This window comes from Sphingobacterium paucimobilis HER1398 (assembly GCF_000416985.1).
Classification (GTDB): domain Bacteria; phylum Bacteroidota; class Bacteroidia; order Sphingobacteriales; family Sphingobacteriaceae; genus Sphingobacterium; species Sphingobacterium paucimobilis.
Window position 1 is genome coordinate 77,947 of sequence record NZ_ATDL01000006.1, and the last position, 18,175, is coordinate 96,121.

20 protein-coding genes are annotated in these 18,175 nt (G+C 39.1%); 16 read left to right on the forward strand and 4 right to left on the reverse strand.

Features of this window, described 5'->3' with window-relative positions; all coding sequences use genetic code 11:
• Positions 1 to 12 precede the first annotated feature (12 nt).
• The 4 genes from M472_RS28710 (at position 13) to M472_RS28720 (ending at position 3,263) form a co-directional block, all read left to right on the forward strand.
• A complete protein-coding gene (locus M472_RS28710) occupies positions 13 to 1,230 on the forward strand; it encodes a DUF4374 domain-containing protein (RefSeq protein ID WP_021069302.1) in 1,218 nt (405 codons plus the stop codon).
• Between the two features lie 88 nt (positions 1,231 to 1,318).
• Positions 1,319 to 2,641, forward strand: coding sequence for a PepSY-associated TM helix domain-containing protein (locus M472_RS28715; protein ID WP_037458104.1), 1,323 nt, complete (start codon positions 1,319 to 1,321; stop codon positions 2,639 to 2,641).
• 81 nt (positions 2,642 to 2,722) lie between these two features.
• Positions 2,723 to 2,869, forward strand: a complete 147-nt coding sequence (locus M472_RS45730) for a dienelactone hydrolase family protein (RefSeq protein WP_262506428.1) — start codon at positions 2,723 to 2,725, stop codon at positions 2,867 to 2,869.
• Positions 2,870 to 2,873: 4 nt separating this feature from the next.
• The gene (locus tag M472_RS28720; RefSeq protein ID WP_021069304.1) at positions 2,874 to 3,263 is read left to right on the forward strand and encodes an acyl-CoA thioesterase; all 390 of its coding nucleotides are present in this window, start codon (positions 2,874 to 2,876) and stop codon (positions 3,261 to 3,263) included.
• Here M472_RS28720 and M472_RS28725 read toward each other — a convergent pair.
• Entirely contained in the window at positions 3,260 to 4,645 is a 1,386-nt protein-coding gene (locus M472_RS28725) for a TlpA disulfide reductase family protein (protein ID WP_021069305.1), read from the reverse strand. The genes M472_RS28720 and M472_RS28725 overlap by 4 nt on opposite strands.
• Before the next feature lie 340 nt (positions 4,646 to 4,985).
• On the opposite strand from M472_RS28725, the gene M472_RS28730 reads away from it, so the two are divergent.
• Positions 4,986 to 5,189, forward strand: a complete 204-nt coding sequence (locus tag M472_RS28730) for a hypothetical protein (RefSeq protein ID WP_021069306.1) — start codon at positions 4,986 to 4,988, stop codon at positions 5,187 to 5,189.
• A 2-nt stretch (positions 5,190 to 5,191) separates the two neighbouring features.
• The gene (locus M472_RS28735) at positions 5,192 to 5,644 is read left to right on the forward strand and encodes a DUF6036 family nucleotidyltransferase (RefSeq protein ID WP_021069307.1); all 453 of its coding nucleotides are present in this window, start codon (positions 5,192 to 5,194) and stop codon (positions 5,642 to 5,644) included.
• 144 nt (positions 5,645 to 5,788) lie between these two features.
• Here the strand turns inward: M472_RS28735 and M472_RS28740 are convergent, their stop codons facing one another.
• From M472_RS28740 to M472_RS28750, 3 genes are all read right to left on the reverse strand, one after another.
• Positions 5,789 to 6,622, reverse strand: a complete 834-nt coding sequence (locus M472_RS28740; protein WP_021069308.1) for a DUF4189 domain-containing protein — start codon at positions 6,620 to 6,622, stop codon at positions 5,789 to 5,791.
• Positions 6,623 to 6,751: 129 nt separating this feature from the next.
• On the reverse strand, positions 6,752 to 7,192 hold the full coding sequence (locus M472_RS28745) for a hypothetical protein (protein WP_031301444.1): 441 nt from the start codon (positions 7,190 to 7,192) through the stop codon (positions 6,752 to 6,754).
• A 91-nt stretch (positions 7,193 to 7,283) separates the two neighbouring features.
• A complete protein-coding gene (locus M472_RS28750) occupies positions 7,284 to 7,556 on the reverse strand; it encodes a hypothetical protein (protein WP_021069310.1) in 273 nt (90 codons plus the stop codon).
• A 131-nt stretch (positions 7,557 to 7,687) separates the two neighbouring features.
• On the opposite strand from M472_RS28750, the gene M472_RS45405 reads away from it, so the two are divergent.
• The 10 genes from M472_RS45405 to M472_RS44385 all read left to right on the forward strand — a co-directional run bounded on the left by M472_RS45405 (position 7,688) and on the right by M472_RS44385 (position 18,059).
• Positions 7,688 to 7,834: a hypothetical protein gene (locus tag M472_RS45405; protein ID WP_158499875.1), complete on the forward strand. Its 147-nt coding sequence runs from the start codon at positions 7,688 to 7,690 to the stop codon at positions 7,832 to 7,834.
• A 218-nt stretch (positions 7,835 to 8,052) separates the two neighbouring features.
• On the forward strand, positions 8,053 to 9,075 hold the full coding sequence (locus M472_RS28755; protein WP_021069312.1) for a virulence RhuM family protein: 1,023 nt from the start codon (positions 8,053 to 8,055) through the stop codon (positions 9,073 to 9,075).
• A 213-nt stretch (positions 9,076 to 9,288) separates the two neighbouring features.
• The gene (locus tag M472_RS28760; RefSeq protein WP_021069313.1) at positions 9,289 to 10,458 is read left to right on the forward strand and encodes a TlpA family protein disulfide reductase; all 1,170 of its coding nucleotides are present in this window, start codon (positions 9,289 to 9,291) and stop codon (positions 10,456 to 10,458) included.
• 241 nt (positions 10,459 to 10,699) lie between these two features.
• Positions 10,700 to 11,299, forward strand: coding sequence for a hypothetical protein (locus tag M472_RS28765; RefSeq protein WP_021069314.1), 600 nt, complete (start codon positions 10,700 to 10,702; stop codon positions 11,297 to 11,299).
• A 633-nt stretch (positions 11,300 to 11,932) separates the two neighbouring features.
• On the forward strand, positions 11,933 to 12,334 hold the full coding sequence (locus M472_RS44380) for a hypothetical protein (RefSeq protein WP_021069315.1): 402 nt from the start codon (positions 11,933 to 11,935) through the stop codon (positions 12,332 to 12,334).
• A 41-nt stretch (positions 12,335 to 12,375) separates the two neighbouring features.
• Positions 12,376 to 12,837, forward strand: a complete 462-nt coding sequence (locus M472_RS28770; RefSeq protein WP_021069316.1) for a hypothetical protein — start codon at positions 12,376 to 12,378, stop codon at positions 12,835 to 12,837.
• Between the two features lie 191 nt (positions 12,838 to 13,028).
• On the forward strand, positions 13,029 to 14,582 hold the full coding sequence (locus M472_RS28775; RefSeq protein WP_021069317.1) for a cold-shock protein: 1,554 nt from the start codon (positions 13,029 to 13,031) through the stop codon (positions 14,580 to 14,582).
• Between the two features lie 3 nt (positions 14,583 to 14,585).
• Positions 14,586 to 15,080: an alpha/beta hydrolase family protein gene (locus M472_RS28780; RefSeq protein ID WP_144062651.1), complete on the forward strand. Its 495-nt coding sequence runs from the start codon at positions 14,586 to 14,588 to the stop codon at positions 15,078 to 15,080.
• Between the two features lie 439 nt (positions 15,081 to 15,519).
• On the forward strand, positions 15,520 to 16,851 hold the full coding sequence (locus M472_RS28785) for a putative phage abortive infection protein (protein ID WP_021069319.1): 1,332 nt from the start codon (positions 15,520 to 15,522) through the stop codon (positions 16,849 to 16,851).
• Positions 16,848 to 18,059 (forward strand): AbiH family protein, encoded by a 1,212-nt coding sequence (locus tag M472_RS44385; protein WP_021069320.1) that lies wholly within the window; start codon positions 16,848 to 16,850, stop codon positions 18,057 to 18,059. Before M472_RS28785 ends, M472_RS44385 begins: the two co-directional genes overlap by 4 nt.
• Positions 18,060 to 18,175: the final 116 nt, after the last annotated feature.

Sequence of the window (18,175 nt, forward strand, 5' to 3'; positions counted from 1 at the left end):
AACTAATATACAATGACTATCAAACACCTATTAGCGACCTGCTTGGCAGCGACGGCTTTTTTTACAGCATGCAAGGATTCACCCAACACCAGCGATCCAGATCCGATAGATCCCCAGAGCAGCTTGTACAGCGTATGGGCAGCTACAGAAAGTGGCTCTTACCTCTTGACCACAAATAGCCTGATGAAGGACACCTTGCTCTCTCCCAAGAACAATAAAGGCATAGACATTACTTCACATTTGCCAGCGGCATTCTATGCAATATATGCATATAACCACGATGGAAAATTCTACCTATCCAACGATGGCAAACGTTTCAGCCAGTTTGAAGTCATCAATGGCTCGCAATGGAAAGAGACCAGTGCTTTTTCGTTTGCAAATAATTTCTTCCTTGGCAAAGTTCTGGACAATATCAGCACACCACAAGAATTGGTATTGACCAAAACGGCCGGCACGACCAATAAGGAAAAAAATGTATTGGAGCAGCCAATATATTACATGAATACAGCAAAGCTAGCGATCAACAAGACATTGAACGTAGAGATTCCGATGATCAAGTTTACACCAAAACAACCGAATGGTCAAAACGATGATCCCTATATTGTACCTACCAGTATGACTGTGAGAGGGGATAAACTGTTTGTCGGACACAAGTACAGAAGCCATATCACCAAGCAGGATATCATCGATACCGCTTATGTCTACGTATGTGATTTTCCAAGCCTGACCAACGGCAAGATCATCAAAGATCATAGAGGAGGGTTTACAGCCGGACATTGGGAAATCAACAAAACAACGTTTTTGGACGACAATAATGACCTATACATTATGTCTAGACGTACGAATTCGTCGAGCTATGGCTTACTGCGCATCAAAGCAGGTCAGACTTCGTTCGATCCGGATTACTTCTTTGATCTGAAAGACTACAATGTATTTAGCAACTCTTCCTCTCTGATCCAAAAACTAGGTGCAGGAAAAGCGTATATCAGCCCTTACGTCATAGATCCGGCTAATAAAAAGATCATTGCAGACCTTCGTATATTGGTCGGCGGTGGCGAATCACGTACGACTATGAACTTTATGGAAAACGGCAAGCTGTACGATGTGTTCAAGACAGATGAATCCAGATGGTACGTATTTGAATATAATCCCGAAACAAATACCGTAAAACGTGGAGCAGAGATTGATCCTGGTGTGACTACCGTGTACCACGTCAACAAATTAAAATAAAAACATTTCACCTTATCTATAGTGAGCTGTGTGCATGTCCCGCACACAGCTCATCTTTCCTCACCCGATAAAAACCAATCCACACAACATGGCTGTACAAGAGAAAAAGAAGAAACAATCGACCTTTAGATCGATCAACAACTTTTTGCATTTATGGCTCGGATTGATTTCTGGCGCCATAGTACTTGTCGTGTGCATAACAGCTTGCCTGTGGGTATTCCACGAAGAAATCACTGCGCTGGCGATTCCCAAAAAAGAAAACCAGTATGTGATGGCGCAGCATGAAGCCTTATTGTCCCCATCACAGATCACAGCTATTGCCGACTCCTTGTATCCCCAGGATTTCGTACGTGGGATCACCTATACGAGAGATGCGCCTGTATCATTTACCATACGAACCAATGGGGGAGATACCAGCCAAAAAACCATCTCCCAAGTTCATTTACTGCACCCTTACTCAGGCGCTTATCTTGGACTTAAAACAGAAGACAGCTCCACAGAAGGAATACGCAGAGAGCGGTTGGAGCGTTTTTTTACGTGGGCACTGAAGGGGCATCGTTTTTTGTGGCTCTCCCGGGATGTGGGACGTCCTATAGTCAACTATGCGACGCTCATATTTAGCATCACCTTATTTACAGGACTGGTATGGTGGTATCCAAAAAAATGGACCAAGTCAACACGGGACAAAAGCTTTAAGGTCAAGTGGAGGGCAGGGTGGAAGCGCTTGAATCTGGATCTGCACAATGTATTCGGTTTCTACTCGCTATTGCTCGTCCTGTTGCTCGCTGTGACAGGGATGTATTATGGGATTACCTGGTTTAATAAAGCGCTGTATTGGTCGACGAACTGGGGACAGTCTTTGGCCGAACGCCAAGCTGTACATTCCGATACCACTAAGATATTTATGCAAAATGAGTTTGGAGCAGCTTTTGACAAACAAGTAGCTGGTATACTGCAACAGTACAAAGACCCATTCTACCTGAATATGACCTATCCCGATACCGCCAAAGCAGATGCTACGATCCAGGTGTTTATCCGAAACGATATGGACAGGCAATATAACAACCGTTACTATTCCTTCGACCGTTATACTGCTCAGTTTTTGCCCAACAGTATTTCGCTGTTCAACAAAGACTTTTACGAACTCAGTGGCGGCGAGAAGTTCAGACGTCTGAATTACGACATACATGTAGGCTCAGTATGGGGACTTCCGACAAAAATCCTAGCCTTCTTCGTCACCTTAATAGCAGGCTCGCTACCTGTTACAGGTTTCATCATTTGGTACAATCGAAAATGGGGAAAGAGGAAAAAGAGCATAAGAAGAAGCACTTCACAGCCAAAGGGAACTATACCCGTTGCCGGAGCTAAGAAACCTACGCCTCGTTTTCGAAATATCCCCAAAAACCTATAGTCTTTTACCCCATTCAAAAGAAGGATATATCGCTTTAATTGCCGATATTTACGGATAGGACAATATTCCGGAGGACGAGGGATCCAGCGGCAGGCAAATTGGCAGATCGTCAACTATGCCCATTGTGGTCATAGCTTTACTTATCCTGCGTCAGCCGAATATAATCCGTTGATGGCCCAGAGAGCATGGAAACACATGCTTCTGTTTTTAGGTGAATTATTAAAGTAACGCAATGCAGTATATACACACGATAGAGATCAAAGTAACCGCCGAACACCTAGATCATAACAATCATGTCAATAATGTGCAGTTTGTCCATTGGGTAGAACAGGCAGCAGCCGAACATTGGGACATCCTAAAAGTGGAAACCCCATACGAAAACGATTATTGGATTATGTACGACCATCACATTCAGTATAAGAAACAAGTGTTTTTGGGGGATACCATTATCGTTAAAACGTATCCCGAGGCACCCGAAGGCGTCAAACAGCCACGAAAGGTCGAGTTTTATGTCAATGATCAGCTTATGGTAGACTCCCGTACACTATGGGTGCTTTGCGACAGCGAGACCAACAAGGTACGCAGGCTAGGAGCAGACTGGTTAGCCCGTTATGGATTTTAAAAGCTTAATTCCGCTATAAAAACTTCAAATGCCTTTAAACTAATTGGCGAATTATCAATCTTCATCATGATCTGTCCAGTATTATCAATTATAAATTTTGAAGGAAAAGACTGTACAGCTAATTTTTCTGTGATATTGCTATTTGCATTATCATAGACAACTGGGAATTGAATGCCGAGTTCTGCACTACGTTTTGCCACATAGGTCTCATCAAGCTTACCATTAAAAAAATCTGTATTTATGGAAATGAGCTGAACATCATCACGATTTTTAATTTTTTCATTAAATGCATTTAGATCAGGGATTTCGAAAATACAGGGAGCGCAGGAGGTATACCAGACATCGACCAAGTAATACTTGGCCTTTTTTATTCTTTCCGAGTCAACCATATTGACCAAGAAGTTCCATTTTTCAGGTAGTGTGATACTTTTCTCCGTTTTTTTAAATGAGCTTCTGGACATTCTACTCAACGTATTATCAAACACTTCTTTCCCTTGTACAGGATCAACCTTTATATACCAATTCAACAACGTGTCTTTACTGATATTGTCCGACGTCGTGTTTATTGTCAATGCATTCAAAAGCAAGAATGATTTGTCCTTTTTTCCGGAATCAATAAAGTCGTTGATAAGCATTTTAGACATGGAGAAAACCCGGGATCGAGGATAGTTATTCGTATGGAGTCCTTCAATGACATAATTTAAAGACTCATCTTCTTTTCCATCGTAATAATTGACTTGTGCGTTTAAATCATATTTAAACCGTCCTATTTCATTTAACTGATCCTTTGCATAATTACCGACAGCGGTATCCGTACTATTAGCGAGTGATTCAAAAATTTCGCTAAAACGCGTATATAGTTGATACGTCGATTGTACCGTTTCTTTATCCATCCCACTTTGAGAACCGATAGCAAGTGTATTTTGTAATGTGCCACCGTGTATAAGCTTAATTGTATTCAAATCAGGATTTTGCTTTAGCATTACATAATCCCTTTGCATGGCCGGAATCATATAAGAGCGAACAAGATGCTTCTTTAGGTTTACAGGAAGGTTCATGTTCTGGGATACACTTGCCAGCGTCCAAAAGTAGCAATATGCGTCAATATGCTTAAAATCTTCCAGTGCTATATCGAGCTTATACTTGTTCAAGGTATCTGGCGCAACTTGTGTCCAATGGTTATTTATCGCTGTAAAAAGACTGTCAATAGTGTTAGTGGAGCTGATTTTTAAAGCTCCTGAATTCTGCCACTGCGGAGTTATGAAATGTTCGCTAATGAATTCCTGCTGGAGCAATCCTCTGCTTTTTATTTCCGATTGTGCCTTTGCTCTTATTGAGGAAAACGTTATCAAAACAACGATAAAAACTCTTAGGATATTCATGCGCATAATGGAATTATTGTCAGCTTATTTTTAAGTTTATTGCTTTCTAAAGCTACTTCTTTTCCGCAAACAAAACAATAATAGATTAGCAGCTACAAGGTTTCAGATGATGAGATTCTCTCTACAGTGTGGAGACAATCGAGTTGATTATGCTTAAAAGTTCGTAATCCATATCGACGATCGTTTAAAACCGGATCATTACCACCGATATAGTATTACAAAAAAAGGCAATCCAACCGCGCTTTCCTACGGCTTAGTCTTTGTTATGGATCTTGTGAGACACGATCTATAAGTTTAAAGATAATTTTTAAAAGAAAGTAGGAATGCCTAAATTTGAACTATGGACAAATTTCGATTAGACAGAACGGCATTTAAAGGTCAAACTGCTCAAGAAGCATCGGATCATTCGAAGTACTATTCAAAATTAAGTTGGAAAGAAAGACTTGAAGTAGCCTATTATCTGAATAGTATTGCGTTTAATTTTCCATTAGATAACCCTCCGAGAATGGATAAGTTTAAGTTTTCAGTTTCTACTAGGGGATAAGAATGGGGAATATTTTTAATGAAGATTTCCGTGATTTTTTATCATGTTTAAATAAGCATGAAGTGAGATATATTCTCGTGGGTGGATTTGCGGTAATTTTACATGGATATTCACGTACCACTGGTGATATGGATATATGGGTTGAACGAACTCAGGAAAATTATAAGAGACTTAAGTTTGCCTTTTCAGAGTTTGGTATGCCTGTGTTTGATATGACAGAAGACAATTTTCTGTCTCATCCTTCTTGGGATGTATTTACATTCGGGATTCCTCCAGTTGCGATAGACATTATGGTAAAGGTAAAAGGATTAGATTTTACAGAAAACTACGATCAATCTATTATTTTCACAGATGATGACTTGCTTATAAGGACACTTCATAAAAATCAACTTCTTATTGCTAAGCGAAGTAGCAATAGACCTAAAGACCAAGATGATATAGAAAATTTAACTTAAGTTTTCTAATCAAGATTTATAAGATCAACTTATTACTAAGAGTATTTCCTTAGACTATTCCACAATATACACTGCTTTTGTCTTTTTTGGAGGATTCAGAAATCACAAAGCCCAGCTACTGAGCATCAACAGATCTTCGTTACCTTAATTTTCGCACGTAAAACTTCCACTTAGACTTTTTCCACTTCCTCCCGAACCAATTTCTAGAAGCTGCACCACCGTTACGCTAAAGCTTATTCTATTTCCACTTCTGGAAAAAGTTCCACCAGTGGCTACAAAAGAGGTCATCGTATCTCCATCGGTCAGTATTAATGCAGGGCAGGAGGTACATGCATCTGTAAACATACGTGCCGAAACACTTACATTACCATTGGAGGGTACATTATACAATATAGCACTAAAACTTTCATCATCTGTCCCAATAGTTGCGTTCCCTTGTCCTCCACAGTCACCCGTAGCCGTCATTTTAGTCCCTCCAAATGATAAGTATTCATCGGTACTTTGCGTTTTTGAAAGCGATGTATTACTTTCAGGCTTAGCTGCTCCGCTCGCTGGTACATTACTCAAATCCTTTAATGGACTATTACTACTATTGCAAGCCCAGACATGGTTCGTAGGCATTTTACCATTACTTCGTTTCTTAGCTTCCGTAATAGCAATAGCATCAGCCTCCTGTTTCGTCTTTGCAACGCCCCAACCGTAAGCAGTGCCAACGTTTCCGTCTACAGTTCGGTAGACAACGCATCCACCACCCGAGTATACCAGGACGATGCTACAGTTGCCACCTCTTTTTTTACATTCCGATAATGCCCGTTGCTCAGCATCGTTGCGATTGTCATAGTCATGGGCAAAGCCATAATAAAAGCCGTTGCTTCTATCCACCGCCAGAGCAGCATATTTTTCTGTTTGTGCATAGCCAATTTGTATCGTTAGTATAGCGATACAATATAAAACTGCTTTAAGAAAGGATTTTTTCATGTTCAGTGCTTTAAATGTGCAAGGCAAGGTAATAGAAATTTCAACTCCATAGAATACCTGGGATTAGGTATTTTATAGTATCGAATCACTTCAGCCTAGCTTTTCTTAATCCCTTGTTAGCGAGCGATCTTATTCAAAGTACGTTAAACTATCTTTTGCATCTTCGATGATGTTTTCCGGATACTCATTGCTCAATGATATTTTCTTCATTAGGTCTAAATATGTTTGAAAATTCGGATTGTTTCTGTCATTAATCAACCGATGCAATAGATGAAGCGTATACTCGGTAGGCTTTCTTTCAATTGATGCTAGCAGCGATTCCTCATATCCTTTTTTGTAATAATTTTCCAGAAAACTTCCTAGCGGTCCAGGTCCTCCAAAGTCAATGTCCGGGCTACGTTCGATAAGCAAAAAAATAGGCTCAACTGCGTCAAAATTATTTTCTAATTCATCCAATTCGTCAGTGGCCTCATAAGCCGGATCAATAAAATCATATTTATTTCCTGTTTCTTCCGCCTTTTTTATGTAGGTTTCAAGTCGGTCGATAATACTCCTAATCTGTTCTGTCATAGTTCTTTTTTTAAGCGTCGTTTTGCGTTCGATTGACCAGACCGCTAACATCTGCGTTGACGAAACTAATATACAAAAACCTTAGCCAATGCTAACACCATTCCAAATCCAAAACGTCTCGTAGTCTCATGAGACTACCCTTCGACAAAAGTCTAAATGCGAGCGTAATAAACACATATCGAATCATCAGTATTTGTCCAATCGCAAACAATACCATAAATGGAGAAAGCTGTTTTGTTCCTGTCGCCACGATTACTGTCACACCGAGAAGTGGCAGCACCAGCATAATAGTAATCAGAACACGAAACACTTTATGAATCTCCACTTTCACCTTTCCGCCCACTGAATCAATCTGCCCACTCATGACACAAAAAGCACCTATACCGATGACTGATGAAATCAGCTTAAACTCATTCCCGGCTATTAGCCCACGAGATCAATGCCGAAGACACTGTCAAGAAGAAGAGCTACAAGTTCTGGGCTTATCGTTGTCCTATGTGTCTCAAGTACCACCTCACCAAGATGGACCGTTTACTGGCCAAATGGATTAACGATGTTGCCTACCGAAATAAGATGCGCGAAGAAGCATTTGCCCAACGCGAGGCAGCCTATTATAACAAAAGAAATAATATCAAAAAGTGAGGTTCTGTCGATCAAGACCTGCAAGGCATCGATGATGACTTTCGCATATTGGATGATCCTATAGTTACGAAATTTCGTGCACGCCACCTTGTTTATCGCTATAAAAAAGGTTATTTTGCATACTTAAAGCCGTATCAACACAATACATTAGTTAAAAATGACGCATACTTCTCATAATAAGTGACAAACTATTGCACGGTATTTTAAACTTTTAGACAATGGAACAGCAGAGTGATATAATCATCTATCAGAGCGATGACGGCAGCACCCGCATTGAGACCCGTTTGGAGAATGAAACAGTATGGTTGACACAGGCCCAGATGGCAGAACTCTTTCAGAAGGGAAGAACTACGATTACAGAGCATATCAAGCATATCTTTGAGGAGGGCGAACTTGAGGAAATACTGGTATGTCGGAATTTCCGACACACCACTCAGCATGGTGCGATAAAAGATAAAACACAGGAACGGGAGGTGAAATATTACAACCTTGACGTCATTATCTCCGTAGGCTACCGTGTCAAGAGTCATCAAGGTACTAAGTTTCGCCAATGGGCAACAGCACGTCTGCGTGAGTACATTGTCAAAGGCTTTACGATGAACGATGAGTTGCTCAAGCAAGCCGGAGGAGGCAACTACTTTGATGAGTTGTTGGCCCGTATCCGTGATATACGCTCCTCCGAAAAGGTCTTCTGGCGCAAAGTATTGGATATCTATGCCACCAGTATTGACTACGATCCTGCGACAGAGGTATCCCAACTATTTTTCAAGACCGTGCAGAATAAGATGCACTTTGCTGCGCATGGAAATACAGCGGCAGAGGTTATTTATAACCGTATCGATGCTGACAAGCCCAATCTGGGCTTAACAAACTTCAAAGGCGATCAGCCAAATAAGTTGGAGATACAAGTAGCAAAGAACTACCTGACGGAAGAAGAACTCGATATTCTCAATCGTACTGTCACTGCTTACCTGGAGCTGGCCGAGTTGCAGGCATTGAATCGCAAGCCCATGTATATGCAGGACTGGGTAACACGCCTAGATGATTTTCTGCGTATGGTAGGCAATGACGTATTACAACATGCGGGTACTATCAGCCATGATCAAGCGCTAAAAAAGGCAGAGCTAGAATATGCTAAGTATAAGGAGAAAACCCAAAATGAACTGTCCAAAGTCGAAAAAGATTTTGTTTCTTTTATTGACACCACAGTCAAAAGTCTAGAACGTAAAAAAAGGAAATGATAATGTCCAAGTTGTAGTACTCGACTTGATAAACTTTTCCATCTTTGGCAGTTGTCGCAAATTTTGTGACAACTGAATGCTCTTCCAATTCCTCTTCTTTGAAGATGGCAGTTATATGCTTACCTATATTAAAAAAAGTTAAATGTTAATAGGAGAGTAGCGTTTGGACAATCTAATCATTAAGTTTGATTTGAACTTAATGATAGAGAGCCCATGTTTCGAAGTGTATATTTCCTACTTTTCTCCGTATTTCTCCAGCTTGGATTTTCGTCTATAGTATTTGGACAGCGAATGATGGATGTCACGATTCGGTTGGACAAGACTATTGATCTTGATAGCCTATTGCTTCATTACGATGACGGTTTGCTTTTCCATTTCGTCGAATCAGGACTGGAGAATAGAGAGCTTCGAATCCAAAAAAACATCTATGCACCATATGCGATGTTTGATTTTGCGTATGGAGACCATTCCATGTTAGCTTTTTTCGTAAACGAAGACCCGACTTTTATAACCCTAGGTAAAGATCTACAAGCTAAAGGACAGCACAAGCTTCACTATTCGATATCCAATGGCACCAATAATATCTGGGATACCACGTCCAATACCATATTAACTAGGGTCCGTCGAGAAACAAAAGAAGAACTCAACCAAGTCGGGAGAATATATCAGCAACATGGACATCTGTTAAGGTCAGATGATTCCGTTAGACATGTTATGCAGCAGCAGCGCAAAAAACTAGCCTTTAGTACTATGGCTGTGTTAAAAGATTACCCAGATGATTACTTCGCCTTCTACTATTTCAAGAATCAGATCGTCGATCCAGATATGGCTACTTTTTTTCGCAACACCAGTGACAGTGTATATTTTTCGAATTTACTATACCATATAAAAAATAACTTTTCCTCGACTTTTACGGATAGCGAAGGCGGGAAGCGGTGGTTTGCACAGCTTGCCAACAAGATCAGTCCACCGCCGATCCAAGGCGCAGCACCTCATTTTAGCATTCGGGGACAAGATGGAGAGCTGATCAGTCTAAAGGGCTTACATGGCAAGTACGTGCTCCTTGACTTCTGGGCGACTTGGTGTCCACCCTGCATGGCCGCTATGCCCTCACTAAAGAAATTGCGTCAGGATATACCAGAAGATAAATTAGAGATAATCGGCATCAGTTCCGATAGAGATTCCCTCGTTTATGCCAATGTCATCCGCGACAAGCAGCTTAATTGGTTACATTATTTAGACAGTAAGCGCTATTTAGGAGGCCTGTTCAATATCGAAGCATTGCCCACGACGATACTTCTAGATCCCGAGGGGAATATGGTATACCGAACAGAAGGTGCAGGTAGTCTAGATCAATTGTACGATATCATACGAAAAGAGTAGGATAGGAGCGCTATACGGAGGGTAGTAATAGAAAGTCCGTCAATAAACGGCAATAGCTGCGATACCTTATCAACTTATACAGTGCAATAAGCCGCCAATATGGTGTTATAATATCTATTGTTTGAATTCACGCTGTATTATAGCTTTTTACATATTTTTTATGCATGAATTTTAAATCCGAATTATTGCAAATAAAACTCTTGTTTCGTATCCTTGTATAAGGCTTATAGAGGAGTATGTTATGAACAGAGTCGCAGAATTAAAGCAACAACTAAAACCGGGTAAAGTATATCGCAGAGAAAACTTGACCAGATACTCTAATGCGGTAGATAGGCATTTAGCGCAATTAGTCGACGATGGCACCCTAGAGAAGGTAGCCTCCGGTTTGTATTATTTTCCTAAACGATCGGTATTTGGAGCAGTTCCTCCTGAAGACGAGGTATTGGTGCGTAGTTTTTTAAAAGATGACCATTTTCTATTGACGTCACCAAACAGCTATAATGCGTTAAGGGTAGGCACGACCCAGCTATACAACAAGCGTGTCGTATACAATCATAAACGCCATGGTGAGGTCGATTTAAACGGTAAGAAATTTTTCTTTCACAAGACACCGTATTTCCCAAAAAAAGCAACACTCGAATTTCTTTTGGTCGATTTAGTCAATCACCTTGATACCTTAGCAGAAGATCGAGAGATGGTTCTAAACAATGCTCTAGCTAAAGGAAAGACGATGGATTATAATAAACTAAAATATGCGGTTCGGAAGTACGGACATTCCAAGACCAAAAAGTTATTACAACCCGTACTGCAGCAGATGAATCCGAAACAATATGCCAACTAACTATCTGCACGAGCGCGAAGACTTTGGTGATCTTTTACGTCTGCTCGAAAAGGAAATATTTGCATACGATATCCATCCACCAAAACAGTTAGACGTCAATACTTAGCCTAAGGAGACAAAGTCAAAAGAGTATTTTTTTAGAAAATTTATTCTGGCAATCCAGCCACAGATTTTCCTTTCATTCCCTCACTAATTAGGTGACCAACAAATGATGTAAAAGGTTCTATATCCTGTTCTACGCCTGCATATATTCGTCTCTTCTTTCCACGGGTATGTTGCCATATTCTTATAGATTTATTAAACCCTGCTGTGTTATTTTTATTAAAACATGACGTGTTAATCTTATTAAACCATGTTTTTTCAAAGGCGACGATCTATTTGATGATAAAGTCAAAGTCTTAACATTCTAATTTAACAGACAAAGGAAAACAGTCTATACACTCCTTACGCCCCATCCATTCACCAATTGATTCATTTATTAATATAACCGATAGCGCCACAGTTTCCCTTACAAAAGCTATTTATGATTCTTGTGTTTTATGCAATATTATTTGTTTAGTTGTTCATTTACAAGTATATTAGCCTATAACCGATTAAATAGACAGTAAGCTTTAATACCAATTATGAGGATCCATGGCTAACAATGAAATCATACTTTACCAAGCTGATAATTTACCGGAACGGATCGAAGTAAGGATAGAGGACCAAACGGTTTGGTTATCTCAACAGCAAATGGCAGAATTATTTCAGCAGACAAAGCAAAACATTAGTCTGCATATCTCCAACTGCTTTAAAGAAGGGGAATTAGACAAGCAAGCAACTGTCAAGGAATCCTTGACAGTTCAGAAAGAAGCTGTTGCGATTCATGAATTCAAGCAGAGCCATGACCGATTTCTTATTATTGACGGGAGCGAGCTTTACCATATCGGCGCATCGTTAAAAGATCTGGGAAAAAAGTGGTTTGCTTTTTCAAGAATGGATAGTTTAGTAGAGGAGGTTTTGGCTAGAGTTAAAATGGTAAATGATAGGAAATAGCGAGTAGACCCCGTCTTCAGTATTAATGTATAAATATAATTATGAACTATTTAGTAGATTTTAAAAATGTTAACGACAAAGGATTAGAGACATCACCATTTGCATCTGCACTTGCTGGTTTGCGAGCCAATGAAGCCCGATATTTTCAAAACAAATACAAAGCAGAATTTGTAACAACTCCAGTTTCAGATAGCAAAGAAACTTTGGATTGGGTCACAGAGATTCTAAAGGAAGAACGCAATATTGTCATTGCATCAAAACCATTAGAAACCGCGTCACTACTTGTAGAAGGAATTAAGTGGGTATTTGTTTTTTATGAAAGCGGTCTTTCCATTAATGTACTATATACCTTGGACAACCCAAAGAAAAGAGCCGTAGGTTTCAAACTTTCCGAAGGTATGGAAGTGCCGGAGGAACTGAACAAATTTAAATTTGCCCGGCAGAAATCAAAATTGGCAGGAACAATCAGAGGTTCATTTTTTGTGATTAAAAAAGAATATTAAAAACATTTCTCATTTAGCGCAGACTCAGCGTCAACGTACTTAAATTTATAAATTACTTAATACCAGCGCGTTGTTATTGTTTTATGCAAAAAAATATGTATCTTGTATTTTACTTAGCTGGGCTTGAAAGGACATCAATAAACTTTCAACGCAATTAGTTAACGATAAACCATACCAAAATGTAAAAGATTATGGATCCTCGCACACGCACACGGAATATTTCCTTGGTCACGGCCAGTGACCCTGAATACCGTAGCTATGTGGAGAGACAGCGCCTCACAAGATCACGGATTGGAGAAAGCTACGGCCAGCGTTTATATGCCGACAAGATTTCTGTCCTGCTTGAACGCGCTGTCCGAAAATGGGTAGCACCCTATGGGGGGCAGGAAAATAGGATACTATCCTTCGAACAGCGGGGACGTGACCACAAATACAGCAAACGGTTTAGGGAAATAGACTTTGTACTTGACAGAAAGGATACACTCACCATCGGTGAGCTGAAAGTATCCTCGTCACGTAAGGCACTAACAAAGGCCTACGCACAATTGTCTGAAAGCTTCGATGTCCTGCGACGGACAGGGAGATCGGTAGTACCTATGCTGATTTACATCAATCTTAACTATGAAAATTCGCATGCCGCTATTGATGCCTTCGACCCCGATTTTGGGTCAATGCTGTTCCAACATCGTCATGTCAACGGACGAGCATACCAACTTCTGCAACTAAGTCCCGTAGAGATCTTCGACTGGGCAGTCGAACAGGAGATCATCCGAGATCCAAAACTTATCGATGAAGCACTTGAAGAAGCACGTCAAAATCACTTTTTGAGGACAGAGCGGTCCAAACTCCGCCAGATGGAAGTGCCGGAGGATGAATGGCCCACTGAGCTAAGGATCATCGATATGCAACGTGCACCGATGATTGTACAATTTCGCTCGACAGATAATCGACCCGATAAAAACGATCTCGCTACACGCTTGAAGGATGCCTTTAGCGAACGGCACGAACAGCACTTTAATTTTGGACGGGTCAAATGGTTTGACAATACAAAATTGTTTGGTAATGTACGGATCAATGGAGAGGAAGCCGCATTCGTTCATATCAATAATTTTAAACGTAAGCCAAGTGGGCCATTAGATAAGAACCAGGTAATCTATTATAGACGAGTAGTGAGATCGGATACCGGAAAGATCCGGCTGTCAGGTTGTACACTCTTGGAGTACACCCCCGACTTCAGCACCTTGATGCAGCTCTTGGAGCATGACGCGATGGAGGGATGCATAGCTGTTAGAAAACCTTCGAATATGCCGAGCGAGAGCAAATATGTATTCCGTCTGCTGGAACATGGCACCCGTCAGATCTTTATGAACCGATCAGAGGCTTCGTTTATCGAGACGGTGCAAAACTATTATGACAAGGAGTTGAGGGATCGGTGGTTTCATCGGTTCTGTTGGTACTTGGAGCGTATCGCGGTGAAAGTCGTCGAATCGAAAAACAGGGAAATGACGGAGCAGATGATATACTGCTACTTTTACGCAAATCTCCGTCCAGGAATTCTATTCTATGTGTGGCAACATGGCCTGTTTCGGTTTATTGCCTATTCGGATGGCGTGGATTACGAAATACCGATGGAGATACTGCTCGAGCATGCGGATGACCTGGATGAACTTGAACTGGACAGGATACGAAACTATAGTTATGCCAATTCATTTTTCCCAAAGCTTAAAGCACAGGACAACCTATAAATATTGCTTTATTCATTTATTAAAATGCTGTTAGGGCTTGCCGCAGATTATCCCGATAATGAAGAGCTCAAGCCAATTTTTGCAAAAAAGATGCAATCCTGGTTAGATGAACAGCCTGTTGAATTTTTAGAGAAAATGGGCTTTAAGGGAGAGCAGGCAAATAGTAATATTGATCAGCTGGCTGGTCGCTTTTTCTTGCCTTGGATGCGCTATTTTTTGAAATATGATCCAGCACCTATTCTCGAACAGCTGCGAATACCAGTTTTAGCTTTGAATGGAGAGCTAGATGTGCAAGTAAATGCTTCTGAAAATTTAGCGGGATCTGAACAATCCTTGAAAAAAGGAGGAAACAAAAATTTCAAAGTGATGTCATTCCCTAATTTAAATCACCTTTTTCAAACCGCAGAGACCGGTGCTGCTTTTGAGTACGCTACCATTGAAGAAACATTCTCTCCAGAGGTGCTAGATGTTATGCTCTCTTGGATAAGAGGTTTATAAAAATTTTAGAGGTATAAGAGTTATATTTATTATTCATAATTTAAGAATCCGCATCCCTGCGGAGTATAATTAGATCAAACATAGCCCTTGCGTCCGCAGGGGCTATATTGTATGACGTTTATTTATTTCTTGGGGTATCCCATGTCAGAGAAATCATTGTGAATATGCTCCCGTATACAAGGTGTTTATCAGCCTTGTATTTTCATACAATATTATTTGATTCATTATTAGATTTCAGGTATCTTGGAGGTGACATAAATGTACATATGGGAATAGGAGAGACCAAACCGTTTATTATTAACTAGGATTCTTTGGAGCAGCAGTTCAAAGATCATCTTGCTGTACACTCATAAACCAATATCCATATTTAAACAAGAGCATTAATAGCCTTTATTACAAAATTTAATAGACCTAAATCATAAAATTTAAAAAATAGAACATGTTAAATTCATACATAATTTCCTTTTGTATCGGAGTTCTAGGCTTTTTCATCTGTATCTATATCTGTTTCTCGTATCTTTTAAAAGAGAAGGAATGGTTAAAAAAGAGGTATATTCTTATAGGAGTGCTTTTAGCGGTCTTTTCATTAGTATTAGCAATTTTATCTCCATTCTTTTTCTTAAATCCAGACTTATTTTTTTCATATGAGAAGATTGGAGGTAAGTTGAACGACCTAATGAGTCCTTTTATTGCAATTGCAGCATCAATATTAACATTTATAGCTTTTTATTCGCAATATCAGGCCAACAAACAATTACAAGATCAATTTAAGCTCCAACAATTCGAATCCCAGTTTTATGAAATGCTAAGACTTCATAAAGAAAATGTAAATGAGATGAGTGTCGAGGGGTATGAATATAAGAATAAGATCGAACCAAATCAGACTAAAGATTTATATGAAAAGGTGAATAATCATATTAAAGAAACTAACAAAGGGAAGTCTAAAAATATTGTTGGTCGTAAAATCTTTTACTTATTAGTTGCCGAGTTCGAGGCTACTTGGGTCTTGTTGATTAAGTGTTATGCTAGAAACGACCCTAATTTTAGCAACGACAGATTTTGCTTTCCTGAAGAGATTAAACACGATATGATAAAAGTTGCTTACAATATCTTTTTTTCTGGTATTAAAATTTTCAACAAACAAAGAATGGGTAAAGAACTACTTTCAAATGAAAGTATAAATAATGCTTTTTACGAGTGTGTCTATGGAGAATTGGAAAGCCTAAGGAAATGTCACGAAAAAATTGGAATAAGATATATACCTCGATATATTGATTTTGGTAATTTAGAAAGAAGTATTCATTTAGACTTTAGTTATAAGCCATTTGGGGGGCATCAAATTCGTTTAGGACATTATTATAGACATATGTTTTCACTAGTGAAGCATGTCGTTAGTCAACCGAGTCAACTGCTATCTTATGAGGATAAGCGTAAATATTTGAAAATATTCAGAGCACAATTATCTAATCATGAGGTTGTACTACTGTATTATAATTGGTTGGGAGGATACGGTGCGGACTGGGAGGTACAAAGACACCTCTTGAAAAATAATATTGATGGTAATAGGTTTTTTACTGATTACAGGATTCTTCATAATCTAAATAGTCATCTAATCTTGGAAGAGTTTAATCCGATGGATCTTTTCAGTAACCATGAATATGATGATTTTTTATTTAAAGGAGTAAGAAATTTGGATCTATTATTTGAGGGTATCGAGATAGAAAGTTCTTTATCAGAAGATAAAAATAATGAAAGAAAATCTAAAATATGAATAGACTAATACTAATCGGCAATGGATTCGATCTAGCGCATGGCCTGAAGACAAGCTATAAGGATTTTATATTTTGGTATTTAGGTGAGTGTTTTAACCGTGCTAGCTTGTATAATAATGGTCATTTCTTTGAAGATGATTTTATCCGGGTAGAGGTACTTAATCATCATAGGTTGATGGATCTTATCAGTCAATCTAGAGAAATAGGATTTATCCGTTATCTATATGAAAAGGGGGTATTAAATAGATACCTGATTTTTTTTGAAGATGGTGTTCTAGAAGATGGTAGCATTAAGAACGAATATGCTGAGATAGCCAAACTCATAGCCCATGAAGTAGAATTTAAATCCACATTTTTTAAGCAAATGGTTATCAATTGTATTGACTGTGGATGGGTGGATATTGAAAGTATGTATTTCGACGAGCTGTTGGACTCAGGCGGTATCTTCAAAAACAAGTCTTTTGATTTAAATGAAGTAAAACTCATAAATAGTGAGTTCGAATTTATCAAAGCAAAACTTCAAGAGTACCTTACTTTAATAGAGCATAATCATACACCTTCATTAAATACCAAACTGTTAGATATACTTAACTCATCATTCGAATCTTTGGATTTCGATACGGTTATTGACGATTTTGCCGAGTTGCAACGAAAACTCGGCAACGACCATACGCTCGATAAACCAACTTTGCACAAGGCTCATATTCTGAACTTTAACTACACCAATACATTTGATACATATCTTAAAGGTATGGAAAAGAAATACTTTACATGGGTAGAACTGAATCATATCCACGGACAATTAAATAATCCTGACAATCCTATTATTTTTGGCTTTGGAGATGAACACGATAAGAACTATTTACAATTTGAAGAGCAGCGCATGAACGAACTATTCGATCATATCAAATCCTATCAATATTTGAGGACGCCAAACTATAGAAACTTAATACGGTTTCTAAATGAGGATATCTATCAAGTATATGTGATAGGGCATTCTTGTGGCTTGTCTGATCGGACAATGTTTAAGGAGGTATTTGACCATCATAATTGTAAATCTATCAAGATTTTCCATTATCAACGGCCAGATGGATCTACAGATTTTCATGAAAAAGTAGTTGATATCGGACGGCATTTTAGTAACAAAGGAATGATGCGTAAGTTAATAGTAGAATTTAATGATAAAAATGCGCTTCCGCAGAATTAAGTAATATTAATTAAGTTGCGAATTACAAAAGGGGCCCAAATCTCAACCTTAATGCAAATAACTACTTAAAGAGTAAGATAGCATTATACAACTGCTAAACAAGCAAAAATAAGCTT

Excerpts from the sequence above, each read along its gene's own strand:
- M472_RS28710 (WP_021069302.1), top strand. The coding sequence starts at position 13 with ATGACTATCAAACACCTATTAGCGACCTGCTTGGCAGCGACGGCTTTT.
- M472_RS28715 (WP_037458104.1), top strand. The coding sequence starts at position 1,319 with ATGGCTGTACAAGAGAAAAAGAAGAAACAATCGACCTTTAGATCGATC.
- M472_RS28720 (WP_021069304.1), top strand. The coding sequence starts at position 2,874 with ATGCAGTATATACACACGATAGAGATCAAAGTAACCGCCGAACACCTA.
- M472_RS28725 (WP_021069305.1), bottom strand. The coding sequence starts at position 4,645 with ATGAATATCCTAAGAGTTTTTATCGTTGTTTTGATAACGTTTTCCTCA.
- M472_RS28730 (WP_021069306.1), top strand. The coding sequence starts at position 4,986 with ATGGACAAATTTCGATTAGACAGAACGGCATTTAAAGGTCAAACTGCT.
- M472_RS28735 (WP_021069307.1), top strand. The coding sequence starts at position 5,192 with ATGGGGAATATTTTTAATGAAGATTTCCGTGATTTTTTATCATGTTTA.
- M472_RS28740 (WP_021069308.1), bottom strand. The coding sequence starts at position 6,622 with ATGAAAAAATCCTTTCTTAAAGCAGTTTTATATTGTATCGCTATACTA.
- M472_RS28745 (WP_031301444.1), bottom strand. The coding sequence starts at position 7,192 with ATGACAGAACAGATTAGGAGTATTATCGACCGACTTGAAACCTACATA.
- M472_RS28750 (WP_021069310.1), bottom strand. The coding sequence starts at position 7,556 with ATGAGTGGGCAGATTGATTCAGTGGGCGGAAAGGTGAAAGTGGAGATT.
- M472_RS45405 (WP_158499875.1), top strand. The coding sequence starts at position 7,688 with ATGTGTCTCAAGTACCACCTCACCAAGATGGACCGTTTACTGGCCAAA.
- M472_RS28755 (WP_021069312.1), top strand. The coding sequence starts at position 8,053 with ATGGAACAGCAGAGTGATATAATCATCTATCAGAGCGATGACGGCAGC.
- M472_RS28760 (WP_021069313.1), top strand. The coding sequence starts at position 9,289 with ATGTTTCGAAGTGTATATTTCCTACTTTTCTCCGTATTTCTCCAGCTT.
- M472_RS28765 (WP_021069314.1), top strand. The coding sequence starts at position 10,700 with ATGAACAGAGTCGCAGAATTAAAGCAACAACTAAAACCGGGTAAAGTA.
- M472_RS44380 (WP_021069315.1), top strand. The coding sequence starts at position 11,933 with ATGGCTAACAATGAAATCATACTTTACCAAGCTGATAATTTACCGGAA.
- M472_RS28770 (WP_021069316.1), top strand. The coding sequence starts at position 12,376 with ATGAACTATTTAGTAGATTTTAAAAATGTTAACGACAAAGGATTAGAG.
- M472_RS28775 (WP_021069317.1), top strand. The coding sequence starts at position 13,029 with ATGGATCCTCGCACACGCACACGGAATATTTCCTTGGTCACGGCCAGT.
- M472_RS28785 (WP_021069319.1), top strand. The coding sequence starts at position 15,520 with ATGTTAAATTCATACATAATTTCCTTTTGTATCGGAGTTCTAGGCTTT.
- M472_RS44385 (WP_021069320.1), top strand. The coding sequence starts at position 16,848 with ATGAATAGACTAATACTAATCGGCAATGGATTCGATCTAGCGCATGGC.